The sequence below is a fragment of the Petrotoga sp. HWHPT.55.6.3 genome (genome assembly GCF_002895495.1).
Classification (GTDB): Bacteria; Thermotogota; Thermotogae; order Petrotogales; family Petrotogaceae; genus Petrotoga; species Petrotoga mobilis.
On sequence record NZ_AZRJ01000001.1, the window covers coordinates 19,113 to 44,849 of the forward strand.

22 protein-coding genes and 1 tRNA gene are annotated in these 25,737 nt (G+C 35.0%); 11 read left to right on the forward strand and 12 right to left on the reverse strand.

All coding sequences use genetic code 11. The annotated features are described in order from the left end of the window. Positions 1 to 66: 66 nt before the first annotated feature. Positions 67 to 1,338, reverse strand: coding sequence for a serine hydroxymethyltransferase (glyA, locus tag X926_RS00085; RefSeq protein WP_103064488.1), 1,272 nt, complete (start codon positions 1,336 to 1,338; stop codon positions 67 to 69). 282 nt (positions 1,339 to 1,620) lie between these two features. On the opposite strand from glyA, the gene X926_RS00090 reads away from it, so the two are divergent. From X926_RS00090 to X926_RS00130, 9 genes are all read left to right on the forward strand, one after another. Next, complete coding sequence (locus tag X926_RS00090) at positions 1,621 to 2,862, forward strand: PLP-dependent aminotransferase family protein (protein WP_012209271.1); 1,242 nt, start codon at positions 1,621 to 1,623, stop codon at positions 2,860 to 2,862. Positions 2,863 to 2,886: 24 nt separating this feature from the next. Continuing rightward, positions 2,887 to 3,975 carry a butyrate kinase gene (gene buk, locus X926_RS00095; RefSeq protein ID WP_012209272.1) on the forward strand — a complete coding sequence of 363 codons (1,089 nt, stop codon included), beginning with the start codon at positions 2,887 to 2,889 and terminating at the stop codon, positions 3,973 to 3,975. Beyond that, positions 3,972 to 4,874: a bifunctional enoyl-CoA hydratase/phosphate acetyltransferase gene (locus X926_RS00100; RefSeq protein ID WP_012209273.1), complete on the forward strand. Its 903-nt coding sequence runs from the start codon at positions 3,972 to 3,974 to the stop codon at positions 4,872 to 4,874. The genes buk (X926_RS00095) and X926_RS00100 overlap by 4 nt, the downstream gene beginning before the upstream one ends. Positions 4,875 to 4,894: 20 nt before the next feature. Continuing rightward, on the forward strand, positions 4,895 to 5,962 hold the full coding sequence (gene buk, locus X926_RS00105; protein WP_012209274.1) for a butyrate kinase: 1,068 nt from the start codon (positions 4,895 to 4,897) through the stop codon (positions 5,960 to 5,962). Positions 5,963 to 5,979: 17 nt separating this feature from the next. Next, on the forward strand, positions 5,980 to 6,660 hold the full coding sequence (locus X926_RS00110) for a cobalamin biosynthesis protein CobQ (protein ID WP_103064489.1): 681 nt from the start codon (positions 5,980 to 5,982) through the stop codon (positions 6,658 to 6,660). Between the two features lie 235 nt (positions 6,661 to 6,895). Further along, positions 6,896 to 7,129: a ferredoxin family protein gene (locus tag X926_RS00115; RefSeq protein WP_012209276.1), complete on the forward strand. Its 234-nt coding sequence runs from the start codon at positions 6,896 to 6,898 to the stop codon at positions 7,127 to 7,129. Positions 7,130 to 7,134: 5 nt separating this feature from the next. After that, a complete protein-coding gene (locus tag X926_RS00120; protein ID WP_103064490.1) occupies positions 7,135 to 8,199 on the forward strand; it encodes a 3-methyl-2-oxobutanoate dehydrogenase subunit VorB in 1,065 nt (354 codons plus the stop codon). 15 nt (positions 8,200 to 8,214) lie between these two features. Further along, the gene (locus X926_RS00125) at positions 8,215 to 8,970 is read left to right on the forward strand and encodes a thiamine pyrophosphate-dependent enzyme (protein WP_103064491.1); all 756 of its coding nucleotides are present in this window, start codon (positions 8,215 to 8,217) and stop codon (positions 8,968 to 8,970) included. 61 nt (positions 8,971 to 9,031) lie between these two features. Beyond that, complete coding sequence (locus X926_RS00130) at positions 9,032 to 9,574, forward strand: 2-oxoacid:acceptor oxidoreductase family protein (protein WP_012209279.1); 543 nt, start codon at positions 9,032 to 9,034, stop codon at positions 9,572 to 9,574. Positions 9,575 to 9,624: 50 nt separating this feature from the next. Here X926_RS00130 and X926_RS00135 read toward each other — a convergent pair. The 9 genes from X926_RS00135 to X926_RS00175 form a co-directional block, all read right to left on the reverse strand. Further along, positions 9,625 to 9,715, reverse strand: a tRNA-Ser gene (locus tag X926_RS00135). A gap of 79 nt (positions 9,716 to 9,794) precedes the next feature. After that, on the reverse strand, positions 9,795 to 10,808 hold the full coding sequence (gene tsaD / locus X926_RS00140; RefSeq protein ID WP_103064492.1) for a tRNA (adenosine(37)-N6)-threonylcarbamoyltransferase complex transferase subunit TsaD: 1,014 nt from the start codon (positions 10,806 to 10,808) through the stop codon (positions 9,795 to 9,797). Beyond that, positions 10,805 to 12,034, reverse strand: coding sequence for an ATP-dependent Clp protease ATP-binding subunit ClpX (clpX, locus tag X926_RS00145; protein WP_012209281.1), 1,230 nt, complete (start codon positions 12,032 to 12,034; stop codon positions 10,805 to 10,807). Before clpX ends, tsaD begins: the two co-directional genes overlap by 4 nt. Before the next feature lie 79 nt (positions 12,035 to 12,113). After that, a complete protein-coding gene (gene cysK, locus X926_RS00150) occupies positions 12,114 to 13,004 on the reverse strand; it encodes a cysteine synthase A (RefSeq protein WP_169926340.1) in 891 nt (296 codons plus the stop codon). Between the two features lie 86 nt (positions 13,005 to 13,090). Next, a complete protein-coding gene (gene epsC / locus X926_RS10370) occupies positions 13,091 to 13,702 on the reverse strand; it encodes a serine O-acetyltransferase EpsC (RefSeq protein WP_103064494.1) in 612 nt (203 codons plus the stop codon). Positions 13,703 to 13,836: 134 nt separating this feature from the next. Beyond that, positions 13,837 to 14,907, reverse strand: a complete 1,071-nt coding sequence (locus X926_RS00160; protein WP_103064495.1) for a hypothetical protein — start codon at positions 14,905 to 14,907, stop codon at positions 13,837 to 13,839. 5 nt (positions 14,908 to 14,912) lie between these two features. After that, positions 14,913 to 19,079 carry a PolC-type DNA polymerase III gene (locus X926_RS00165; protein ID WP_103064496.1) on the reverse strand — a complete coding sequence of 1,389 codons (4,167 nt, stop codon included), beginning with the start codon at positions 19,077 to 19,079 and terminating at the stop codon, positions 14,913 to 14,915. Then, positions 19,066 to 19,557 (reverse strand): crossover junction endodeoxyribonuclease RuvC, encoded by a 492-nt coding sequence (gene ruvC / locus X926_RS00170; RefSeq protein WP_012209286.1) that lies wholly within the window; start codon positions 19,555 to 19,557, stop codon positions 19,066 to 19,068. Before ruvC ends, X926_RS00165 begins: the two co-directional genes overlap by 14 nt. Beyond that, positions 19,557 to 20,798, reverse strand: a complete 1,242-nt coding sequence (locus X926_RS00175; RefSeq protein ID WP_103064497.1) for an aminopeptidase P family protein — start codon at positions 20,796 to 20,798, stop codon at positions 19,557 to 19,559. Before X926_RS00175 ends, ruvC begins: the two co-directional genes overlap by 1 nt. A gap of 257 nt (positions 20,799 to 21,055) precedes the next feature. Here X926_RS00175 and X926_RS00180 point away from each other — a divergent pair, with 257 nt between their 5' ends. Further along, the gene (locus X926_RS00180) at positions 21,056 to 21,670 is read left to right on the forward strand and encodes a hypothetical protein (RefSeq protein WP_012209288.1); all 615 of its coding nucleotides are present in this window, start codon (positions 21,056 to 21,058) and stop codon (positions 21,668 to 21,670) included. A gap of 5 nt (positions 21,671 to 21,675) precedes the next feature. After that, entirely contained in the window at positions 21,676 to 22,113 is a 438-nt protein-coding gene (fliS, locus tag X926_RS00185; RefSeq protein WP_012209289.1) for a flagellar export chaperone FliS, read from the forward strand. Positions 22,114 to 22,162: 49 nt separating this feature from the next. Here fliS and X926_RS00190 read toward each other — a convergent pair whose 3' ends face one another. Then, positions 22,163 to 22,993 carry a carbon-nitrogen hydrolase family protein gene (locus tag X926_RS00190; RefSeq protein WP_103064498.1) on the reverse strand — a complete coding sequence of 277 codons (831 nt, stop codon included), beginning with the start codon at positions 22,991 to 22,993 and terminating at the stop codon, positions 22,163 to 22,165. A gap of 39 nt (positions 22,994 to 23,032) precedes the next feature. Beyond that, complete coding sequence (locus X926_RS00195) at positions 23,033 to 25,726, reverse strand: glycosyl hydrolase-related protein (protein ID WP_103064499.1); 2,694 nt, start codon at positions 25,724 to 25,726, stop codon at positions 23,033 to 23,035. Positions 25,727 to 25,737 lie beyond the last annotated feature (11 nt).

The window sequence follows — 25,737 nt, forward strand, 5'->3', positions numbered from 1 at the left end:
CATTTAACGACTTATACTCAGCTTATTTAATAATCTTTAACAGATTTGATATTTGATATTTTCGGGTTACTCTACCAAATCTGCATACATTGGGAAACGTTGACAGAGAGAAATAACATCTTTTTTAATTTCTTGTGCTAAATCTTTATCTATATTCCCTTCTTCATCAAGAACATTGTTTGCAACTTTTGCTATCATTGAAGCGATTTCTTTCATTTCTTCTTCTTTCATCCCACGCGTGGTAACGGCTGGTGTACCTATCCTTATTCCACTAGTCACGAAGGGTGACAACTTTTCTTTGGGAACAGTATTTTTGTTAACCGTGATATCACATTGTCCTAATGCGTTTTCAAGGGCTTTCCCTGTTATATTAAGCTCAGATAGATCCACCAAGAACAAATGCGTATCCGTTCCGCCTGAGACGATTCTCAAACTTTGATTAGAAAGTTCTTCGCTTAAAGCTTTAGAATTTTTAACAACTTGTTTTTGATATTCTTTGAACTCTCCACTCATAGCTTCTTTAAAAGCAACAGCCTTTGCCGCTATTATATGTTCTAAGGGACCGCCTTGTATCCCTGGAAAAATAATTTTATTGATTGATTTGTAAATATCACTATCGTTTGTGAGAATAATCCCACCTCTTGGCCCTCTTAAAGTTTTATGCGTTGTCGAAGTAACGACATGCGCGTACTCAACTGGGTTTGGATGAATACCAGCGGCAACTAATCCTGCAAAATGGGCCATATCAACCATTAAATACGCACCAACTTCATCGGCTATCTCTCTAAATCTTTTAAAATCTATTATCCTAGAGTATGCACTCCCACCTGCCACAATAACTTTAGGTTTTGCATCCTTCGCTATTCTTTCAACCTCATCATAATTGATTGTTTCCGTTTCTTCATCGACACCATAAGAAACAACATTGAACAACATACCTGAGAAATTTACTGGAGCGCCATGGGTTAGATGGCCACCATGGCTCAACGACATTCCCATTAATGTATCCCCAGGTTTCATAAGCGCTAGATAAGCGCCCATATTCGCTTGGGACCCTGAATGGGGTTGAACGTTCGCAAACTTTGCATTGAAAAGTTCTTTTGCTCTATCCCGAGCAAGCGTCTCAACCTCGTCTATATATTCACATCCTCCATAATATCTTCTTTTTGGGTAACCTTCGGCATATTTATTCGTAAAAATACTTCCTGCGGCTTCCATAACAGATTTTGACGCATAATTCTCTGATGCAATCAATTCTAAACCATACTCTTGCCTTTTAAGCTCTTTTTGAAGAATCTCGTAAACTTCGTTATCAGAACTCTTTAAATCTTCCCACACTGTCAACACCTCTTTTTTAAAATTATAAGATTGCTCATTAAAAAATCATGTTTTTAATATTTTAACACACTATTTAATTTTCGAAATTAATTAAGATCAGCTATCATATATCAATGTTAAAATTTTATTATGAAATATATTTCATGAAATTTTTTTCATATGCCCAATAAATGCTTCTAATCGTCAATAAACGTCTGTAATCGTCTGTAACTGACTTTGACTTATCTCGATTATTTGATTATAATTGAGTTGTAGGATAAATAATGAAAAGGGGGGCAAATTATGAACTACGAAAAAAAGTTTTCAAAAGTTGCAAAAACGGCGAAAGCAAGCATTATAAGGGAATTATTGAAGGTAGCTTCTGAGCCTGAAACGATATCGTTTGGTGGGGGTGTACCTGATCCAGAGACTTTTCCTCGAGAAGAATTAGGAGAAATTGCGGCAAAAATTGTTAAAGAAGAATACAAAATAACACTACAGTATGGTCCTACCGAGGGAGATAACGAATTAAAAAACGCTTATATAAATCTACTAAAAAAACACGAAGGAATAGAAGGGGTATCTCCGGAGAATATGTTGATAACTGTTGGTTCCCAGCAAGCCCTACAATTGATAGGTCTAGCACTGCTCGATGAAGATTCTTACTGTGCTGTAGGAAAACCAGTTTATTTGGGTGCAGTCAGCGCTTTTAGACAAATGTTTCCTAAATTTATGGAAATACCTTTAGAAGATGATGGAATGAATGTTGATATCCTTGAAGAAAAATTAGAAGAGTTAGTAACTAAGGGAGAAATAGATAAGTTTAAATTCGTTTACGTGGTGCCTACATTTCAAAATCCTGCTGGGGTAACTATGTCGTTAGAAAAAAGAAAGAAATTAATTAACTTAGCACATAAATATGATTTTTTAATTCTCGAGGATGATCCTTATGGTTCGTTGAGATTTGAGGGAGAACCAATTCCGTCAATTTACTCTCTTGATCCAGAAAGAACGGTCTTATTAAACACATTTTCTAAAATTTTGTGTCCAGGTCTGAGAATTGGGATAATTGTTGCATCAAAAGACTTATTAAGAAAGCTAACAATACTTAAACAAGGTGTAGATCTATGTACACCATCTTTGACCCAGAGACTAGCCGCTAGATACCTCCAAGCTCACGATAGGATCGAACAGTTAAAACCCACATTAGAACTTTATAAATCAAAAAAAGATACGATGTTGAAGGCGTTAGAAGAGGAATTCGGTGATATGCAAGGGGTAAGTTGGACTCGCCCGGAGGGTGGGCTCTTCATATGGTTAACTTTTCCAGAATGGGTAGATACTATGGAAATGTTTGAAGAAGCAAAGAAGAACAAAGTATTGTACGTTCCGGGAGAGGCATTTTATGTAAACGAGGTGGAAAAAAATCACATGCGATTATCTTTCTGCCTTCCTTCACACGAAGAAATAAAAGAGGGTATAAGAAGATTGAGAAAAGTTGCAGAAAATTATGTAAATGCGAATTCTATCCGTAGCAAATCCTAAAAAACTGATTATGGGAGGAGCTTTATGTATAAAATATTGGTCATAAATCCAGGTGCAACGTCTACAAAGCTCTCACTTTTTGAGGATGAGAAAGAAGTAATCTCAGAAAGTATAGAGCATTCCGTTAGCGAGATAGAAAATTGTAAAACGATTATGGACCAACTTCCTTTTCGTAAAAAGTGCGTAGAAGATTTTCTAAAAAGATACAACATATCTATCAATGAATTAGATGCGATAGCTGCTAGAGGGGGGATACTTCCTCCTATGAAAAGTGGAACTTACCAGGTGAATGAGGATATGGTTAATTACCTAAAAACCAAAACAAGAGTTGAACACGCATCGAACCTAGCTGCTGTAATAGCCTTTGAACTATCAAAGAATTCCTCGAAAGGCTTACCTGTTTTCATTACTGATCCTATTTCTGTTGATGAGTTTATCCCCGAGGCGAGAATTTCTGGAATACCACAACTTGAAAGACACAGTTTATTCCACGCTTTGAACATGAAAATAGTTGCAAGATTCGCTGCTAAAGAATTGAATAAAGAATATGAAAAATGCAATTTTGTCATAGCTCACTTGGGCGGTGGAATCTCTGTTGGTGCGCAGAGAAAAGGCCTTATGATCGACGTTAACAACGCAACAGATGAAGGACCTTTTAGCTCACAAAGAACGGGAGAATTACCAATGGGGGACCTTGCAAAATGGATTTTTAAAAATATGCATTCATACTCCAAAAATGATGTCAAATCAACATTTGTAGGAAAAGGAGGTTTGTTTGCATATTTAAAAACAGCAAGTTTAAAAGATGCTTTAAAACTTGCCGAAAAAGATGAATATGCAAAATTAATTGTAGAAGCCATGGCTTATCAAGTCTCAAAGGAAATAGGTGGGATGGCAGCAATTCTGGGTGGAGATCTCGATGCAATTATCTTAACTGGTGGAATGGCTCACAGTGACTACTTTGTTGAATTGATCAAAAGAAGGATCGATAAGTTAGGGGTGGTAATGGTTTACCCTGGAGCTTACGAGATGGAAGGACTCGCCTTAGGAGCCTTGAGAGCACTCGAACAGTTGGAAGATACAAAGATATGGGAGGGTGAAAATATTTTATGAAAATTGAGAACATTAGACAGATTATCGAATTAGTAAAAAATGAGCACAGATCAAAAACGATTGCGGTGGCAGCTGCCGAAGATGATGTTGTCTTGAAAGCTGTTCAAAAAGCTAAGGAAATTGATTTATGTAACTTTATCTTGTACGGAGATAAAACAAAGATCCAACATATATCAGAAGAAATTGGACTTGATACCACCAACATAGAAATCAGAGATGCTTCAACCCCTCTTGAAGCAGCAAAAGGAGCAATACAAGCCGTTGCCAATGGAGAAGCCGATCTTCCTATGAAAGGAAAACTTAACACCTCTGAGATTTTATCGGTATATTTAAAGGATGAATATGGTTTAAAAACAGGAAAAACGATGAATTTAGTCTGTGTCTTTGAAATACCCAGATACCACAAGTTGTTGATAATCTCTGATGCTGGTATGGTGATTGCTCCAACTCTTGAACAAAAAGTTGATATTATAAACAACGCTGTGTCAGTAGCCCATAAGTTAGGTATAGAAACACCAAAAGTTGCCGTTGTAGGGGCATTAGAGCAGGTTAACCCCAAGATGCCTGCAACAGTAGAAGCGGCAATATTAGCACAAATGAACAGAAGAGGCCAGATAAAAGGATGCATAGTAGACGGACCTTTTGCTATGGACAATGCCATTTCTAAAGAAGCTGCTACACACAAAGGAATAAACAGTGAAGTCGCTGGAGATGCGGATATATTAATCATGCCCGATATAGAAGCGGGAAACATATTGTATAAGACCTTAGTATATTTCGCCGATGCAAAGCTGGCGAGTTCAATTGTAGGGGGCAAAAAACCGGTAGTTTTAACCTCTAGAGCCGATAGTGATGAATCCAAACTCAACGCCATGGCGTTTTCAATCTTGATGTCTTAAATTTAAAAAGGAGAATTCATATGTATAAAATTCTCGTTATAAATCCAGGGTCCACATCGACTAAAATTGCTGTTTATGAAGATGAAAATCAAAGGCTAAAAAAAGTCATAGATCACGATGTGAACGAATTGAAAAAATACAAGACTGTTGCCGATCAATACGAATTGAGGAAGAATACGATTTTACAGTTTTTGAATGAAGAAGGAATAAACTTACACAGTTTTTCAGCCATCATTGGGCGCGGAGGACTCTTAAGACCTATACCAAGTGGAACTTATGAAATAACCGATCAGATGTTAGAAGAGTTACAAAAAGCCAAATACGGAGAACACGAATCAAATTTAGGGGCTCTTATAGCAAACGAACTAGCTGAACAGATTGGTGTAAAAGCTTACATAGCCGATCCCGTTGTGGTGGATGAGATGGAAGATATAGCAAGAGTTTCAGGTCACCCTTTCTTTCAAAGAAAATCGATTTTTCATGCTTTAAATCAAAAAGCAGTAGCAAGATCGCTCAGTGAAAAATTAGGCCGTGATTATTATGACTTGAATCTCATCGTTGTTCATATGGGCGGGGGGATATCCATCGGAGCACACAAAAAAGGCAGGGTAATTGATGTGAACAATGCCCTTGATGGAGATGGCCCTTTCACCCCCGAAAGATCTGGGACGTTGCCCCTTGTTGGGTTTATAGACCTTTGCTACTCAGGAAAGTATTCTGAAGGTGAAATAAGAAAGTTCATAAAAGGTAATGGAGGGTTAATTGCTTATTTAGGTACTAACGATGTGAGAGAGGTCGTAAAAAGAATAAAAAACGGGGATAAAAAAGCCGAATTAGTATATTCTGGGTTGATACATCAAATCGTTAAATGGATAGGTAAAATGTCAGCAGTTTTGAATTTTGACGTTGATGCCATAGCTTTAACTGGCGGAATGGCATACGAAAATGAGTTTCTTGTTCCTCAAATAAAAGAAAAAGTAAGTTTCATCGCCCCAGTGTATGTGTTTCCTGGAGGAGACGAAGAAAAAGCCTTAGCCTTAGCGGCGCTTAGAGTATTAAAAAAAGAAGAACAAGCAAAAACGTACTAATAAGGAGCTCTAAATACATGTTGAAAAATTTATTAAAAGATTATCAAGTTCATATTTTTGTTGGGATGTTTGGTTCTGGAAAAACGGAAGTTTCTATGAACGTAGCCTTGGAATTAAAAAAAGAGAACAAGAATGTAGCAATTGCGGATTTGGATATAATAAGCCCGTATTTTCGGGTAAGAGATAAAATTGAAGAATTGAATCGAAAAGATATTAAGGTAATCGCTCCCCCAGAAAAATACATGCATGCAGACGTTCCCATTGTACCTGGTGAAATAGGAGGATACATAACAAACCAAGATTATAAAACGGTAATAGACGTCGGGGGAAACGAAGATGGTGTAAAAGTTTTAGGATCTTTAAAAAATTATATAGATAATGCAAAATGTGCTCTGTATTTTGTAATCAACACGAGAAGACCTTTTATGGATACTAAGGAATATATAATAAAAAATTTGCAATCTCTAGAAAATAGTTCACGATTAAAAATAAATTATTTAGTTGTAAATTCAAACATTCAAAATGAAACAACTAAAGAAATCATAGAAGAAGGAGAAAACATAATAGGAGAAGTATCCAACATAACAAATATTCCCATCGCATTTACAGTAGTAACTAGAGATTTAGAAGATAAGATAAACGCTAAGTTTGAAAAATTTGTGATTCAAAGATTTTTTGGGAAATATGGTTTTTGCTGATCTGTGCAAAATAGTTTGTTTGCAATGCTTTAGAAATGTCTCCCAAAATCTCGTTTGCTACGCTTTTGCAGCTCTGTGCAAAAAGTTTTTTTGGGATAAATTTAAATTTGGGGGTTCTTAAGGGGGTATCCCCTTTTGCGGCTCTGTGCAAAAAGTTTTTTTGGGATAAATTTAAATTTGGGGGTTCTTAAGGGGGTACCCCCCTTAATGCCAATAAATGATTGGAGGGAAAACGATGAAAGAGACAAAGTTTGCAATTGATATCGATAAAGAAAGGTGCAAAGGGTGCGGTCTCTGTATTCAAGCTTGTCCCAAAGATGTCCTTGAATTTTCTAAAGGGTACAACAACAAAGGGTATCATCCAGCACAAGTTAAAAACATCGAAAATTGTATAGGATGCGGTTTTTGCTATCAAATGTGTCCCGATGTATGTATAACTGTAAAAGTACTAGAAAAGGCAAGGAGTTGATTTTTATGGAAAAAACCGAAAAAGTTATGGTTAAGGGTACAGAAGCAATAGGTGAAGCTGCAATAAGAGCAGGATGTAGATTATATTTTGGTTACCCAATTACTCCTCAAAGTGAATTAACAGAATACATGGCAAGAAGATTACCTGAAGTAAATGGGACTTTTTTACAAGCTGAAAGTGAAGTTGCCGTGGCAAATATGATATATGGAGCAGCTAGCACCGGAAAAAGGGTTATGACCTCCACTTCTTCTCCTGGATTCTCTTTAATGCAAGAAGGGGTTTCTTACATAGCAGGGGCTGAACTCCCATGCGTTTTTGTAAACGTGATGAGAGGAGGACCTGGCTTAGGAGATATTCAACCAGCGCAATCAGACTATTTTCAAGCCACAAAAGGGGGCGGACATGGCGATTATAAATTGATCGTATATGGTCCTGAATCCCTTCAAGAAGCTGTTGAATTGACCATTCGTGCTTTCGATGTAGCCGATAAGTACAGAATCCCAGTGTTAGTGTTAACAGATGGATTACTTGGTCAAATGATGGAGCCAGTTTCATTCCCTAGCTTTAAAAATCTAAACACTTTACCCGATCATTCGGATTGGGCATTGACTGGAACAAAAATGCAGCGAGAAGTACACAGAGTTACATCTTTTGATTTGGACCCTGTAAAATTAGAAAAAATGAATATTCAAAGACATGAAAAATACAAAACAATAGTAAAAGAAGAAAAACTATTTGAAGAATACAAATTAAACGATGCGGAAATTGTGTTGGTTGCCTATGGGACGATGGGAAGAATAGTAAAATCAGTTGCAGATAGTTCCAGAGAAAAAGGCGTAAAAGCGGGGGTATTTCGCCCAATAAGTTTATGGCCCTTTCCATATGAAGAATTAGGAAGATACGCTGAAAACGCTAAATTGTTCTTCACAGTAGAAATGAGTTTTGGTCAGATGGTGGAAGATGTAAGACTGGCAGTCAACGGAAAAAAGCCTGTAGAATTTTATGGAAGAACAGGCGGTATAATTCCAACCCCGGGAGAAGTATTGGCAAAATTAATGGAAATAATTTAAAAGAAGGTGAAGTTAATGGCCTATGCAGAAAGGTTTAAAGCACCAACATCATTAAGTGGAAAAGAGTTTACATATTGCCCAGGATGTTCTCACGGAATTGTTCATAGATTGATCGCTGAAGTAATAGACGAACTTGACATACAAGGGAAAACTATAATGGTTGCACCTGTTGGATGTTCCGTATTTGCTTACGAATTTTTTGATGTAGATGGCACTGTAGCAGCTCACGGAAGGGCACCTGCCGTAGCTACTGGTATTAAAAGAGCCAGCCCAGATAATGTTGTTTTTACATACCAAGGAGACGGTGATTTAGCAGCTATTGGAACCGCAGAAATAATACATGCAGCAAACAGAGGAGAACGTATTACAACCATTTTTATAAACAATGCTATATACGGTATGACAGGAGGGCAAATGGCACCAACTACCCTTTTAGGAATGAAAACTACAACTACCCCATATGGAAGAAGAGAAAATATTGAAGGGTATCCCATTCATGTTTCAGAAGTTCTAAAAGAATTGTCAGGAGTGGCGTTTCTAGCTCGTACAAAAGTTACAACTCCACAAGACGTAATAAAAACAAAAAAGTATTTAAAAAAGGCTTTTTATGCTCAACTCAATAATATAGGTTTTGGTTTAGTTGAAGTTTTATCAACATGTCCCACTAATTGGGGATTAACACCCATAGAATCTATGAAGTGGTTGGAAGATAATATGGTAAAAGAGTTCCCTTTAGGTGTATATGTTGATAAAGTTGGAGAAGTTCACTAATCATCTTATATTCCCTTGTTCTTACAAATATCAAAGGGAATAAATAAATGGAGGTGTTTTTATGTCATACCATGGATTAATAGCCGCCGGCTTTGGTGGACAAGGTGTCATGCTTTTCGGTCAGATAATTTCTTTAGCGGCTATGATTGATGGAAAATATACCACATGGCTTCCATCCTACGGACCTGAAATGCGAGGTGGAACAGCTAACTGTACGGTAATAATCTCTGATGAATACATTGCCTCGCCAGTTTTAGACGAACCAAATGAAGTTGCTGCCTTCAATATTCCGTCTATGATAAAGTTTGAAAAAACATTGAAAGAGAATGGGCTATTGTTGATCAACTCTTCTGTGATCGATAGGAAACCAGAAAGAAAAGACATACAGTTAGTAAAAGTACCAGCCAATGAAATAGCAGACGAGCTTGGGAATTTAAAAGTTTTAAATATGGTTATGCTTGGAGCTTACTTAAAAGCAACTCAAGCGGTAAGCTTTGAAGCCGTAGAAGAAGCGTTGAAAGAAAAGTTGACAGGGAAAAAGGGAAAATTGCTAGAAATAAATTTAAAAGCAATAAAAGCAGGAATGAAAGAAACTGTAAAATAAGAAAATAATATAATAAATGCTGGGAATTTTCCAGCATTTATTATTTTTAATGGCGGAGAGAGTGGGATTTGAACCCACGGACAGCTTTTAACCGTCACACGCTCTCCAGGCGTGCGCCTTCGACCACTCGGCCATCTCTCCATAATAGTTATTAACTTTTCCGAAAGTTATTATATCATAATAATCCCTTACCGTCAACCATCCACAAAACTAAATGTCGTTATATTTTAGATAATCCCAAATTAGGAACAACATCCAACTCTAACGTATCAAACATGTTTCTTACATATTTTTCGTATCCAGCCCGGCATATCATTGCTGCATTATCAGTACATAACGATTGTCTTGGATAATAGATATTCAATTTGTCTTTAAAAGCATTCAATTTTTCTCTCAATAGAGAGTTTGCAGCAACTCCCCCTGCTATTACAATATCTTTTATACTTTCTTTAATTGCAAATTTAGTAACTTTATGAACAAGTGTGTCTATTATCGCTTCTTGAAATGAAGCGGCTATATCTTCTTTTTTTGCCTGCGGATAATCTCTTACAAAATACAAAACAGATGTTTTTAAGCCAGAAAAAGAAAAGTCGTATTCTTTATCATACAAGGGTCTAGGAAAATCGTACAATTTTTGAGCCTTTTTTGAAATTTCATCTATAACTGGTCCTCCTGGATAACCCAAATCCAAAATCCTTGCGACTTTATCAAAGGCTTCTCCTGCCGCATCATCACGTGTTTCCCCTATTATTTCAAAGTCCAAATAATCTTTAACTAGCAAAATTGCTGTATGTCCACCGGAAACTAATAATGTGACAAAAGGAGGTTTCAGATTTGGGAAATCGAGAAAGTTAGCGTATATATGCCCCATTAAATGATTTACACCAATTAACGGTTTCCCCAAGGACAAAGACATCCCCTTAGCAAAACTCACCCCGATAAGTAAAGCCCCGATTAATCCAGGGCCGAAAGATACACTAACTGCATCTATGTCGTTTGGGGTAATTTGTGCCTCTTCGAAGGCTTTCAAACTTAGTTTGTACAAAACTTCGACATGTTTTCGAGCGGCAACTTCTGGTACAACTCCTCCAAATACCTTATGAACATCGATCTGTGAATTAACTAAATTAGAAAGCAGTTGATCTTTACCTTTTAATATCGCCACAGCCGTTTCATCACAAGATGTTTCTATTCCAAAAATGATTGGATCTTTTTCACTTTCTAATATGTTCAAGCGCTTTCTTTCCTTTTCACGGCTGGTTTTTTCTTAGTTACAACCTCTTCATCTATAACAATTTTATTAATTTTATTTTTTATCTCCGGAGCTTCATACATTACATCGAGCATTATCTCTTCAAATATTGTTTTTAAAGCCCTTGCACCCGTGCCTCGTTTCAAGGCTTGCGAACATATCTCTTTCATAGCTTCAGCAGTAATTTCTAGCTTTATACCTTCTATTTCCAACATCTTTTGATATTGTTTGAATAAAGCATTCTTTGGCTCCATGGCGATCTTAATGAGGTCTTCTTCATCCAAATCGTTGAGGGTTGCAACGACAGGGAACCTACCAACAAATTCTGGAATTAACCCATACTTAATAAGATCATCTTGGACAATATTTTTTAAGACCTCACCATCTCTCTGTTTGTTGTTACTTTTTATGTCGGCTCCAAATCCTAAAGAAGAATCCTTTACCCTGTGTTTTATTATGTCTGTCAAACCGTCAAACGCCCCTCCTGCAATAAAAAGAATCTTTGAGGTATCTATTTGGATAAATTCTTGGTAAGGATGTTTTCTTCCTCCTTGAGGGGGAACGTTTGCTAAAGTCCCTTCAACAATTTTAAGTAGTGCCTGTTGCACTCCTTCACCAGAAACGTCCCTGGTGATTGATGGGTTTGGCGATTTCCTTGATATTTTATCAATTTCATCGATATAAATTATCCCTTTTTCAGCTTTTTTTACATCATAATCACAAGCTTGCAAAAGCCTCAGTATAACGTTTTCAACATCTTCTCCAACGTACCCAGCTTCAGTTAAAGTGGTAGCATCTGCAATGGCAAAGGGAACATCTAATATCCGAGCCAAAGTTTGAGCGATCAAAGTCTTTCCAGTACCTGTGGGACCGATCAATAAAACGTTAGATTTATCTAACTCAACATCATTGATATTCTTTGAAGAATATATTCTCTTATAATGATTGTAAACAGCAACAGAAATTATTTTCTTAGCTGTTTCTTGACCAATTACATATTTATCAAGTTCTGATTTTATCTGTCGTGGAGTTGGAAGAGGTTTAACTTTTGTTTCAGTCTTTTCCCCGTTTTTTGTTTTATTCTCTTCAACTAACTCTTGAAAAAGATTAATACACTCGTCACAAATATAAATACCGTTAGGACCGGCAATTAAAGCCCCTGCTTGGCTTGCTGGTTTCCCACAAAAAGAGCAATACTTTTCTGACATCAATAATTCCTCCTGTTCTGTGTTTCTTTACTCTGTTTAAGATCGAGACTAATTATACCATGTATATGTTAACATAAATTCACAATAGACTCATATATTTATCCCCACTATCGGGGGCAATGGTAACAATTCTTCTGCCTTTTTCCATTCTATCGGCTAATTTGACTGCTGCCAGGATATTTGCACCAGAAGATATCCCTACAAACAATCCTTCGTCTTTTGCAAGTTGTTTAGTCATTTCAATAGCTTCTTCGTCATTTATCTGGATTACTTCATCGATTAGATTCTGATCCAAATTATCTGGAATGAATCCCGCTCCTATACCTTGAATCTTATGTTTACCAGGGTTACCTCCAGATATAACAGGTGAACTGGTTGGTTCTACTGCCACTATTCTAACACATTCTGAAAATGCTTTTTTTAACGCCCTCGCTACCCCAGTTATTGTACCACCGGTTCCTACTCCTGCAACAAAAGCTTCCAAAGAATAGTCCATCTGTTTGATAATTTCAGGTCCGGTAGTTACTTCATGTGAATATGGATTGGCAGGATTTGAGAACTGATTGGGCATATACCCTTTTGTTTCGTTCACAATCTCTAAAGCTTTGTTAATTGCTCCTTTCATTCCTTGATCGGCGGGAGTAAGTATCAACTCGGCACCAAAAAACTTTAAAATTTTCTTTCTTTCTTCACTCATACTTTCAGGCATAGTTAATATGACTCGATAACCTCTGCTTCTACCAATTGCTGCCAAAGCTATGCCGGTGTTTCCACTCGTTGGTTCTACAATTATATTTTGGCTTTCATTAAGTTTGTTCTTAATTTCACCATCTCGTATCATAAAAAATGCAGGCCTATCTTTTACACTACCTGCGGGATTATTTTTTTCTAATTTAACAAAAACCCTTCCAGGTTGAATAATCTTTGATAATGTAATAATTGGAGTGTTCCCTATCGACGTGTAAATCAAAAGATCACCTTCCATATGTTTAATTTTATTTCAGATTAGATTCAACAAAAAATCTTTCACTGTTAAAAGTTTTTAAATAGAATCATTTAAATTACAAAATCCGAGTTTATCGTATTGTTTAAGTCATAGTAATTAGAAGAGGGACAATTGATTTTTTTAATTTTTGCCGGTACCCCAACTGCCAATGATTTAGGCGGCACATCCATTAAAACGACAGAGTTAGCGCCAATGACCGATTCATCTCCTATGTATATATGTCCAAGAACTTTAGCTCCAGCACCGATCATAACATTTTTACCAACTATTGGGTGTCTTTTTCCGGTGGTAACAGTTTTAGCTCCCAGAGTTACCCCATGGTAGATCAATGTCCCGCTACCAACGCTCGCAGTTTCTCCAATAACAACGCCAAAACCGTGGTCAATGACTACTCCAGGTTCAATATAGGCTGCGGGATGTATATCCATAGAATGTACTATCTTACTCAACACATATATAATGTAAGCAACAGGATAAATCTTGTGCCTATAAAAGAAATTAGCAAAACGGTAAGCCATCAACCCATGAAAAGGGATGGAAGTGAAAAATACCTTCCACTTGTTTTTTGCAACCGGATCTTTCTCGACGTACATATCTAAATCTTTTGATAAAGACTTGAAAATTCTTCCAAAATCCCGAAAGAAACTTAAAATACTTTTCATACATTTCCTCCCCGACTAAATTAAATATAACTAAAATTGTCGCTATTACAACAAAATTATATCTTAATTTCTTTTCAAGAGAACGATGTTTTTCTAAATTACTGTTAACGCTTTATCTCGGGGAGATAATTTAGTTAAGTTAACTTTCTGAACTCTTGAACTAAAAAACTGGCTCTTTTTTCGTTTTTCTTTTCTACCAAAACTAATTCTTTAGGGGATAAGTAAAATATTATATTTTCTGACATTCTCGATAAAATTGAGCGAATTTTTCTAATATGTATCGTTATTAAATATTGATTTTCAAAAGAATAGGGCAATTTAAAAGATATTTTTGAATTGTTGTTTTCTTTGTAAATGTAGCTGTTTCCTTTATTTAAGAGTAAGTAGGCAATATTACTTTCAGAAAATGTTACATATAGTTTTGATAAAACCTTTTTTAATTCCCTTGTGTTGATCTCTTTTTCTTCGACAAAGCTCTTTTGGGTTACCAACAAATTTTTATTGTAAGAAGGCATGGACGAACATATTTTAATGAATATTCCTGGCATTCTTAATACAATATCTTTTTTGTCTATACCAAACTCGAGGATAGAACTTTTTTTCAAAAGGTTTAAAGATTTAACTATATGCCGGGCGGAAATAAACGGAATTTCTCTATGAAACTCTTCCCGGACATTTCCGTAGATGCTGTTCAATTTATAATAATTACTCATATAACCAAAAATTAAGTTATCATTGAACGTAAAAAAGTCAATGACATCTCCTTCGTTGGCAGAAGCAGAAACAAAATCAAGTTTATTAAGAAAAGATCCTATTTCTTTCTTGCTTAATAAAGTAAATTCTCTACTAACCTCGATTTGTTGGGTATCCATCTTTTCGATTTTACTATTCAATGTGATCCCTTGAATTTCAAAGGATATGAGCTTATCTTCTACAGTTAATTTAACCAAAGAATCATCTTTTAACTTCGTATCCCTTATAATTCCCTTTAAGTATTGAATTGGAACTGAGGCAACCCCATCAAACGGAAGGAATTCTTTGGTAATATTCAGATATATCTTCGCACATCCATCTGTCGCATAAATTTTGAGAGCCCTGTCATAATAAAAGTAAGCATTTCTGAAGGAAGGTTCAACGGAACCACAGAATGCGTCAAGAAGTTTTGTAATATTTTTTAATTCACCATAAGTCAACCAACCTTCCATTTATTTCATCCTTTAAATAGTGACATTTGATTTGTTTCTGGCAAGTCTTTCAATACCCCTAATTCCCTTAAAGTCTCCACGTTCGTTCTGTTACACCCACTCTTTGCAGCAAAATCTTCTATGGATTTAAACCCGCTCTCTCTTGATTTAATAATATTTTCTGCAGCTTTTTCCCCTAGATTAGGGACCTTGATAAAAGGCACAACAAGAGAATTTCCATCTATCAAAAACTTTTTTGAATCAGACTTGTTCAAATCAACCATTTTAAAATTATAACCTCTGAGCATCATTTCCAATGCCAACTCTAATACGACCATCTCATTTTTTTTGCGAACATCCAAATCCATATTACGCAGTTCAAATATCCTTTTTTTGATTGCATCTCTACCGGAGAAAATGACTTTTAAGTTGAATTCATCACCTTTGACGGTAAAATACGTAGAATAAAAAGCTAAAGGATAATGAACTTTAAACCATGCGATTCTAAAGGCCATACTAACGTAAGCAGCCGCATGAGCTTTTGGAAAGAGATATTTAATTTTTTGACAAGAGATGATGAACCATTCAGGCACTTTTAATTCTTTCATTAGTTCAATGTCTTCTTCGTCGATACCTTTGCCTTTTCTCACCTTTTCCATTATCGAAAAAGCACTTTTGGGTGGAGCGCCTTTGGATAATAAATAATTCATTATATCATCTCTACAAGAAATTACCTCGTCTAAAGTTGCAATCTTCCTGTCTATCCAGTTTTTAGCTATTCCAGCCCATACATCGGTGCCATGTGATAAGCCAGATATTCTTACCAATTCAGAAAAACTCTTTGGCCTTGTGTCTTCCAACATCATTCTGACAAAAGTAGTACCAAACTCCGGGACCCCTAACGTTCCAACGGTTGTACCCAATTCATTTTTTAAGTCTATTTTCAATGCTTTTGTAGAAGAGAACAAACTCAAAGTTTTCTTATCGTCCATTGGGATCGTCATGGGGTCTACCCCAGTTAAATCAGACATCATTTTAATGAATGTAGGGTCATCGTGCCCGAGTGCGTCTAATTTTACAAGATCGTTATGTATTACGTGGTAATCAAAATGAGTAGTTTGAACATTTGATTTATTATCATTGGCGGGGAACTGAATCGGTGTGTAATCGTAAACTTCCTCTTCTTTTGGAACTATCATTAATCCACCCGGATGTTGTCCTGTCGTTCGTTTTACCCCTGTTATCGCCTTGACTATTCTCATTATTTCACTATTTTTTACTATCCCCTGCTCTTCGCAATATTTTTTAGCGAAGCCAAATGCAGTTCTATCTGCAATTGTTGATATAGTACCCGCTCGAAAAACATGATCTTCTCCGAACATTTTTTCTATGTATTTATGTGCCATGTTTTGGTAATCTCCAGAAAAATTCAAATCTATATCGGGTATTTTGTCACCTTCAAATCCCATGAATGTTTCAAATGGGATATCTTGGCCATCTTTTTTCATTTTTGCTCCACATTTTTCACATTTTTTATCGACAAGATCATACCCAGAACCTATTTCCTCTTTATCAAAAAACTCCACATTTTTACAACTTGGACATATATAATGAGGAGGTAGAGGATTTATCTCAGTTATTCCCAACATAGTAGCCACCAAAGAAGAACCAACGGAACCCCTGGAACCAACCAAGTACCCATCTTCTAAAGATTTTTGTACGATTTTTTGGGCAATTAGATAAAGTACCGCATAACCATGTTTTACGATGGATTCTAGTTCTCTATTCAATCGGCTTTCAACAATTTCTGGTAAAGGATTCCCATATATTTCATACGCTTTTTTCTTCGCAAGTTCTTCTATCTCTACTTCTGCATTCTCTATTTTTGGAGGATGAAGTTTGTTACTAAGAGGCTTTATTATTTCTATTTGATCTGCAATCTCATTAGTATTGGTTATGACAATTTTCTCGGCAATTTCTTTATCCCCAAAAATTCTTTGAGCTTCTTCTATCATCTCATCCGTTGTACGCAAATATCTGTGTGCAGAAGAAGTCTTTCTCTTTTCCCCTACTTTTAATGCGTTGTAAAAGATTTGATCTTCTTTATCTAAGTAATGAGCGTTTGAGACCATTACAACTGGCATGTTCAATTCGTTACCAAGGTTATATATATCTTGATAGATCTTTTTTAATTGTTCTTCTGAAATAGTTTTATCTGATAAAGCATCCAATGGAGTTAATTCCAGATAATCGTAAAATTTGGCGATTTCGATAATTTCATCATGAGATCCACCTCTGAGATAGGTCTGAAAGATTTCTCCATCTTCGGTTCCACTACTACCTATAAGCAAACCTTCTCTCATTCGGGATAGTTCACTTTTTAAAATCCTAGGTACTCTGTAAAAATATTTTACATGGGCATTTGAAACAAGTTTATAAAGGTTTTTAAGACCGGTTTTGTTTTTGACCAAAATAGTCGTATCGTTCGGTTGGATTCTCTTAAAATCTATGAATTTTTTTAATTTTTCAAGATCAGACAACATTTCCACATTCTGGGATTTTGCCATTTCTATAAGTTTTAAAAACACCAAAGCGGTTATATTAGCGTCTTCATGAGCCCTATGGTGTTCAAAACTACCGAGTTTTAGCTCCTCAACTACCTTAGCCAAGCCATAGCTTTTCAAAGTTAACAAGGATTTTGAAAGGGCTACGGTATCTATATAAGTTTGCTCAAAGTGTTCATTATAAACTCTTCTAACCCATTCCCGTATAAAACGGTAATCAAAAATTGCGTTATGTGCAACTAAAACCGCACCTTCTATGAAACTCAAAAATTGAGGTAGGACTTCCTCTATCGGTTTTTCAACTTCCAGCATCTGATTCGTTATACCTGTGAAATTACTTGTAAAGTTTGAGACAGGTTTTCTTGGCTTCACCAAACGATGAAACTTAGACACGATTTTCATATTCTTTATTTTCACGGCACCAATCTCAATAATTTCGTTCATGGCAGGTTCTAATCCAGTGGTTTCCAAGTCAAAAACAACAAACTCAGTTTCACTTATTTTTTTATCTTTTGTCAGCAAACTTATAATATTTACAAATTCATCAACGACATATGCTTGAATCCCAAAAATTGGTTTAATACCTACTGCGACCGCTTTTTCATAAAATTCTGGAATACTTTGAACAACACCAGAATCAGTTATAGCTACCGCCTTATGGCCCCAATTTTTTATCGTCTTCACTATTTCGCCCACATCGAGTAAACCTTCCATAGCACTTAGTTTTGAATGCAAATGAAGCTCCACCCTTTTTGTGGGGTAGTTATCTTTCCTTTCGAGAGTTTCTTCTTTTAACTTAACTATATTTGTAGGTCTAATTGCAAATTCATGACTAAAAGAATCATAAAAAATGCTTCCTTCAATTAATACGTTATCTCCCTCATCTAATTCATTGTTTAAATTATTAGCCGTTTCAGAAAATGTTTTTACAACCGCGGAACTTTTTTTATCAGTGATATAAAGAGTAGATATAGGACCTTTTTCATTGTACTCTTTGTAAAATATTTTCCCGTTAACTACCACGTTACTTCCTTCATTTGAAGGAAGTAACGATAACGGTTGTGGTACCTTTTTAAAATCCCTTCCCATAATTACGACTCTTTCTGTATCATCTAATTTTTTGGAAATATCTGAATTAGACATCAAGTTACTATCCTCGGTATCAGGCCTGTGATAACTATCATCGATAAAAGTGGGTTTTAAACTTTCATCTATCATGATTTGATAAGGGATTCTGTCACCGAGATATTTAAATAAAATATTATCCAATTCCTCTTTTTCTTTTGTTAGCCTGTTTATTACTATCGGTGAGTACGTTTTAAATACTATTTTGTTTTTTTGGTTATATTCTGGCTTTAAAAGTCTTAGATAATCTTTTAAACGATGATTCATTATCAACTGTTGCCAATTTCTTACGATAAATTCAGGTCCTTCATCATTTGTAAAAGAGATTTTGACTTCTCTCTTGAGAAGTCTACTAAAGAAAAGCTTCAATGAAGCTTCATCGATATCTTTACCTATATCCTGTAAATTGATTTCTGCCTCTTCGTCTTTTACAATGATTTCTCCACTTAGTTCAAAAGGAACAAAACCTACATTTTCCATCAAGAAATTTTTAATATCCTGCATTTTTGAAGCTCCTCCTAAAATTTCCATGACAAAAAGCCGTGGCTAATGCGTCTGCTGCATCATCTGGAGTAGGTGTCTTTTCCAACTTCAATAATAATTTTAAAGTCCTTTGAATCTGTCCTTTTTCAGCCCTTCCATATCCTGTAACAGCCTGTTTTATCTGAAAAGGTGTGTATTCATAAATTGGTATATTTTCTTTTTCTAAACAAAGTAGTATAACACCTCTAGCCTCTCCTACCTGTATGGCGGTTGCAACGTTTTTAAAGAAGTACAATTTTTCTACAGCAGACTCATCAGGCTTATAGGTTTCTATTAAGTTTCTAAGCTGTTCGTCTATGTTCAGTAACCTTTTGGGAAGTTCGTCTTCTTTGCTGGTGTATATTACACCATAATCAATTAAGTTGAACATGTTACCTTTTTTTTCAAGGACGCCGTATCCTATCCTCCCGTAGCCGGGATCTATTCCCAAAATTACCATTAAAGTACACTCCAAATACATTCAATTTCTTCTATTTCTTTGGGGATTTCTCTGGACAAGTTTTCGCATCCATTCTCAGTTATTAGAAGATCATCTTCTATGCGAACGCCGATACCCTCTTCTTCTATATAAAGGCCTGGTTCATTGGTAATAACCATTCCTGGTTTTAAAGGAATATTCTTACCTCCTACGTCATGGGTATCCAAACCTAAAAAGTGACTCACAGAATGAAAATAATATTTTGAAAGTTCTTCATCGGTTTTAATCAATCCTATTTTTTTACAACTTTCTGCTAAAGATGTCTTTGCGATTTCATTCAATTCAAAAAGGGTCAAACCTGGTTTTACTTGTGACTGAACTTCTTTCTGGGTATTTAAAACAATTTGGTAAATTTCTGCTTGTCTTGGGGAAAACTGTCTAGTTATGGGGAAAGTTCTTGATATATCCCCACTATAATAATTATATTGTGCCCCCAAGTCCAACAATACTAAATCGCCCTCTTCTGTTTTTCGTTCATTGGCAGAGTAATGTAAAATCGTAGAGTTTGGTCCTGAAGCTACTATTGGTTTAAAAGCAAAATCTTTTACCCCACTTTTTCTTAAAGAAAAATCGAAATATGCTTCGAGCTCGTACTCGTACATTCCAGGTTTTGAATTTTTAATTATGTTCAAAATCCCTTCTCTTGTAATTTCAATAGCTTTCTTAATATTATTAATTTCTTCTTCATCTTTAATAGTTCTCAATTCTGCGATTTTTGCTGAAACATCTTTTACACTGACATATGGAAATAATCTTTGTATTTCTTGAGCAATTAGCTTTTCTTTTGTCAAATTTTCCCAATGAGGAGATTTTAAATACAAATATAGACTCTTAATGTTAAACCTTGATAAGGTGTCTCCAATATATCCATTTAATTCATCCAAAAAAGATATATCTTCTTCTTGAATTTTACTAAACTTAGAACAATGTTCTTTGCTTGGTTTTTCACCAACCCACCTAGCTAACTTTGGATCGTTTCTTTCTATGAATAGTTTTTCAACTGTTTTTAATTCGGTTTTGTGAATTACTAAATAAGCGTTTTCTATATCTAAATCAGTAAAATAATAGAAGTTTCGATCCGGAGTAAAGCTATAGGTTTCGTCTGCGCTTTTTACTGGACTCTTTCCTGAGTAAAGAATCAACATCGAACCTTCTTCCAAACTGCTGCTTATTTTCTCTCTTCTACTTTTCACATCAGCCATATTGACCCCTCCTAATCCGGGGGCGTTAAGGGGATTCCCCCTTAAGAACCCCTAATTTCGCAGAACATCGTTTGCGTAGCAAACGAGAATTTGGAAATTGTTTCTAAATCATTATAAAGAACCATTTTGCACAAAGCTGCAAAAGTTTTAAATCCACTCTTTTTATTATATCATTAAAATATCATACTTTTATTTAAAGAAATAACTTTTTTAGACGATTATATACTAGAAGTTAATCTAAAAAAGGAGTGAGTACAATGTTTGATGATGAGAATATAAAGTTAAAAATAAGTGGTGTAAAAACTGATAATTTAGATATTCCAGTAGATAAGTACAGTACTTTTGAAGAAATGGTACAAGACTATATTAACAAAACGAAAGGCGTTTTAACTAAAATAACCATCAATGAAAAAGAAATTCCTTTGAATTATTACGATGAAATAAAGGATTCTTTCTTTGAAGGTGGAGAAGAGGTAGAGTTGGAATTCACATCAAAAAAAGAAGTTTTGTTCGATCTTATCTCCCAATCACTTGAATATATTAGTAAGGTTAGGGAAAATTTAGAAAGGGTTTCAAAAGAAGTTTTGCTTAATACAAACGAAGGGCATAAAATGCTTAACAGTATTGCAGAAGGTTTGCAAGCACTATTAGACGTCATAGAACAAACACGAGCTTTCAGCGAGGAAGATTTTTACAACCCAGGGGACTTAGACGACGTACAAAATGTTGTCCAAGATATAATTAGATCTCAAGGTGAACAAGATTATTTGGAGCTTTCAGACATCATTGAATTTGATTTCAGTGAAGTTTTGTCTACCTTTGAAACAATTTTAAAAAATGCTCAAAAAACTCTTGAGAAAAAAGGGGTGTAATTTGAATGTACAATAATAATCAAAACGCTAACTATTATTTTGAAAACAGTATAAAAACAGCTAGTCCTGCAAAGTTAGTCGAACTTTTGTATCAAAATTCGATCGAAAGAATAAATAAGGCAATAAAAGCTATTGAAAACAAAAATTTTTCCGAGGCCAATAAACAGATCATAAGAGTTGAAGACATAGTCACAGAACTCAACGTTTCTTTGAATCTTGAAAAAGGTGGAGAGATTGCTAAAAATCTCAGAGCACTATACAATTACATGTATCAAAGATTGTTAGAATCAAATACCAAAAAAGATACTGAAATTTTAAAAGAAGTAAGATCTTTTCTACAAGAGCTCTTAGATACTTGGAAAGAGATCTTGAAAAAAGAAGTCAAAACTTCTCGAGAGTTAAATGCCAAATCCGTCGACCCAAAATTTGATCTTCAATATTAAAAATTTAAAAACCCTCCAAAATCATAAGCGACTTTTGGAGGGTTTTTGTTTAATCAATTCTGAAATCTATCCCATCGTAGATCTTCAACATCTTTATTTCGTGAAGTGATGGCTCCAAAAGCCTTTCTTCAAGAATTTTATCGGTATCTATACTTACGTTTGCAATGACGTCTTCTTCGTCTCCCAATTTAATTAGGGTATCCCCGTGCGGATCTACAGCTATGGAATTTCCACAGAAAGGGATCGAATCTTCAGAGGGCTTACCAACGGCGTTTACACCGATTGCAAACAATTGATTATCTTGTGCTCGTGCGGATGTTCTTACTTCCACTAATTTTTCAAAACCTTTTGGAACAGCAGATGTAATTATTAGTATTTGTGCCCCTCTAAGTGCCATTATCCTATATAATTCAGGAAAGGCATGATCATAACAAATTGATAAACCTATTTTTATACCCTTCCAATCTATTATCTCAATAGACGTTCCTTCGGAAAGTCTAAACTTTTCTTTTGGAAAAACAAAGATTTTTCTATACTTACCAAGTAATTTACCTGATTCATCTATTAAAATCGAGGTATCGTAATACTTGCCAATTATTAAAGGGTCTTTTTCTAAAATGTTTGCAACAATAGAGATGTTGTATTTTTTTGCTATTCTTACAACTTCTTGAGTTGTTTCTCCGTCAGGTATAATTTCGGCAAGATTTTCAGCGTAATTGTTAATACTTTCAAGATCGTATCCTATGTTAAAAAACTCTGGTAGAATGTATAAATCCGCCTTTTTTACTTCTTTTGAAATCAATGAATCTAACTTTTTAAGGTTTGTTCCTTTGTCGTTCAATTTTGAATTTAATTGTACTAAACCAAATATTTTTTTCATAATGATGTCCCCCACTGTATAATGTGTATGGATGTGAAACTATTTGAGAGTGGCTAGTAAAAACTCTATTCCCCTTCTTTTTATTCTTACATCGTTCAACTCTACAATTATATGTTCTATTTTTGAAGAATCCACACGTTCAATTTTAGATCTGTTATATAACGAGGATAACTCTAATTCTAACGCTTTTCTCATTAATTTATACTTTTCAAAATGCAATTCGTATCTACTAATACCTTGAGTTTCCTTTATTTTCTTATCTATATCCTTTATTTGTTCTTTAAGGTCTCTGACTTCTCTTTCCATTTTATTTATTATACTTATATCCGGTTTTGAAAGATCTTCAGAGATATCCCACGTAAATTTAGGATATACGATGTTAACTTTTGAGCCTTGATCATCAGAAAAAGTATTTAAAGATAGCTTAGGTATTTTTAACGTTAATATCTCTTTTGGCTTGATCGTCCCATCAAATTCTTCTAATTCGTTCTCTAACAAATCGGTTTTTATTGCTTTTTGAGGTAATCTTATCTCTTTTTTCTTGTGAGTAGGATTAAAAAACCGTAGAGTCATCCCTTCTTTATCTATTGAGGGTTTCATATTCACAAATTCTATATTTTCGTCCACTGAAGAATAGAATTTATGAACCACCCTGGCCTGGTTTTCTAAGCTTGAATTATTAATATGTTTATAAAACAATAAAGGTGGATTGATAAAGGAATTTTTGTATTTCAAAAAATCATTTTTTGGTGATATACAAAAGGCGGTCTCGATTTTCATTTTTCTTTTTACTTCTGCTCCAGGAGTATACATTACGGGACCGGCATCTCCAATTCTTCCTTTTACGTTTTCGAGAGAAAGCCAACTTACGGATCTTAATAAAATTAAAGAAACAGCTTTTTTTGAAGAAAACGCCCCAGACGGGGTCAAGGATGTCGTAGAATGTGTGGTATAACTATAAATCCCTTTTGCCATAAAGGCTGCAAAATAGTCATCCTTTTCTAAACCAACGTAGTCCTTCATAGGAAAAACGTTATTAAAAGCGATTTCTCTTGCAGCAACTAAAAACTTTTTCATTTCTTCTTCAGGTTCCTCATATTTTATTTCGTATGGTCTTTTTACAGAATCAAAAGGAGCACCGGCATTTATATCTCCACCTCCGATTAAGGATAAAAGTAATCCATAATCTGATCCTTTTCCCAAAGATTCAATTTCGATGTTGATATAGGGCAATTCTGAAAATGTCAAAGAAAGGGTGAAATCAACTTCTTTACTGGTAAAATCAAGAGCTATTTTGGAGTAGTTATCTGATCGTGCTTTCAATCTCATTCCTGAGAAAGTTAAGTTCAGTTCTTTATCAAAGGCAGAAGAGTATTCATCACCCTTGTCTTCTACCAAAACTGGTTTGATTAAATAATCCTTATTTTCCTTTTTAATATGAAGTTTCCCATTTTCGACGATGGCTTTGAAATGTTTGTTCTCCCAATGAAAACTATTTATGGGTTTTTCCCAATATCTTACTTTATACTTTTTTAAATCAACTTTTGATAAACTACCTGACGGTGCAGAAAATCTATAAAGGGTTTCTTTATTTTCAAATAATACAGGCAATTCCTGAGGATTCAAATTTAGGCAAGTGTAACCTAAAGGTAAAACCTGATCTACCTTATCCAAAACTTTATTTAAAGTTGATTCAAAAATCTCTTTAATTTTATTGTATCTTTCTTCCATGTCTTCATGAATCTGATCTACTCCTACTCCGCCTATGCTGTCGTGGACTAAGTTCATCACTAAATATTCCCAAGCCTTTTGTATCTCTTTATCGTATTCAGAATTATCTACGATAGCAATTAACGGCTCTAATACTTTAGAGAGGATATATTCAGAATGCCAATTCATAATTTTTAAATACTGTCTTGTTGATAAACTACCAGGAAATACCGAAACAATACTTCCATCCATGAGTTCACCAACGTATTCTCCAATTAAAGATGGGTCTTCTTGGTTAAAATACTCTTTTATAAACTCATCTGGAAAAACTGTTTTTAATTCTCCATCAGTGGGATCTTCTGGCACAGGGTCCAGGTCGTATCCGTTTAGTAAAGGAAGGTAATTAGTTTTTGAATATTTTTTTAGCTTGTTAATTTCCAACTCCAATCTTTTTTCCATAACATCTGGATAATCTTTCAACCTCATGATATTCCTATAACTATCTAGTAAATATATTCCATGAATTTTGCTACCATCAGGACTGCTCCAAGTAAACCCAATTTTTGGAAATTTCATTTTTAAACCTCTCCAGAGGAAACAACTTTCTATTTCACATTGAGAATTAATTTGTGCAACTTGAGACAAAAAGCCAAAATTATCCAATAACCAACCTATCTTCATAATATTTCCAAAGTTTTTAGCTTCCTGATTACCCAATATAATATTTCTAATTGAGCTTTCTTCAGAGACTCTCCAATCAATTTGTCCGTAGTATGGCCCAAAAGCTATGTTTTTAGAGTATTTTTTCAATTCGTCTTCTGCTTTTTTTCGTTCTTCTCCTTGAAAATTGCTTAGATAATCTTTCACCAGCAACATTTGCCCATCTAACACGAATTTGTATTCAGGATTATTATCAATTAACTGGAAGAGTTTTTGAAATAAACTTGGTAACATTTTTTTTGTTGCGTCAGTGGGAGCGAACCATTCTCTATCCCAATGAGTGTGTGAAATGATGTAGTACATCTCTTCGCCTC

Bases quoted from the DNA above. Each gene is read 5' to 3' on its own strand.
- X926_RS00160 (WP_103064495.1), bottom strand. From the start codon at position 14,907: ATGGAAGGTTGGTTGACTTATGGTGAATTAAAAAATATTACAAAACTT.
- ruvC (WP_012209286.1), bottom strand. From the start codon at position 19,557: ATGGTAATTTTGGGAATAGATCCCGGCTACGGGAGGATAGGATACGGC.
- X926_RS00100 (WP_012209273.1), top strand. From the start codon at position 3,972: ATGAAAATTGAGAACATTAGACAGATTATCGAATTAGTAAAAAATGAG.
- buk (WP_012209272.1), top strand. From the start codon at position 2,887: ATGTATAAAATATTGGTCATAAATCCAGGTGCAACGTCTACAAAGCTC.
- fliS (WP_012209289.1), top strand. From the start codon at position 21,676: ATGTACAATAATAATCAAAACGCTAACTATTATTTTGAAAACAGTATA.
- X926_RS00175 (WP_103064497.1), bottom strand. From the start codon at position 20,798: ATGGCTGATGTGAAAAGTAGAAGAGAGAAAATAAGCAGCAGTTTGGAA.
- X926_RS00195 (WP_103064499.1), bottom strand. From the start codon at position 25,726: ATGTACTACATCATTTCACACACTCATTGGGATAGAGAATGGTTCGCT.
- X926_RS00090 (WP_012209271.1), top strand. From the start codon at position 1,621: ATGAACTACGAAAAAAAGTTTTCAAAAGTTGCAAAAACGGCGAAAGCA.
- X926_RS00125 (WP_103064491.1), top strand. From the start codon at position 8,215: ATGGCCTATGCAGAAAGGTTTAAAGCACCAACATCATTAAGTGGAAAA.
- X926_RS00180 (WP_012209288.1), top strand. From the start codon at position 21,056: ATGTTTGATGATGAGAATATAAAGTTAAAAATAAGTGGTGTAAAAACT.
- X926_RS00115 (WP_012209276.1), top strand. From the start codon at position 6,896: ATGAAAGAGACAAAGTTTGCAATTGATATCGATAAAGAAAGGTGCAAA.
- X926_RS00165 (WP_103064496.1), bottom strand. From the start codon at position 19,079: ATGCAGGATATTAAAAATTTCTTGATGGAAAATGTAGGTTTTGTTCCT.
- epsC (WP_103064494.1), bottom strand. From the start codon at position 13,702: ATGAAAAGTATTTTAAGTTTCTTTCGGGATTTTGGAAGAATTTTCAAG.
- X926_RS00110 (WP_103064489.1), top strand. From the start codon at position 5,980: ATGTTGAAAAATTTATTAAAAGATTATCAAGTTCATATTTTTGTTGGG.
- X926_RS00120 (WP_103064490.1), top strand. From the start codon at position 7,135: ATGGAAAAAACCGAAAAAGTTATGGTTAAGGGTACAGAAGCAATAGGT.
- buk (WP_012209274.1), top strand. From the start codon at position 4,895: ATGTATAAAATTCTCGTTATAAATCCAGGGTCCACATCGACTAAAATT.
- clpX (WP_012209281.1), bottom strand. From the start codon at position 12,034: ATGTCAGAAAAGTATTGCTCTTTTTGTGGGAAACCAGCAAGCCAAGCA.
- X926_RS00190 (WP_103064498.1), bottom strand. From the start codon at position 22,993: ATGAAAAAAATATTTGGTTTAGTACAATTAAATTCAAAATTGAACGAC.
- X926_RS00130 (WP_012209279.1), top strand. From the start codon at position 9,032: ATGTCATACCATGGATTAATAGCCGCCGGCTTTGGTGGACAAGGTGTC.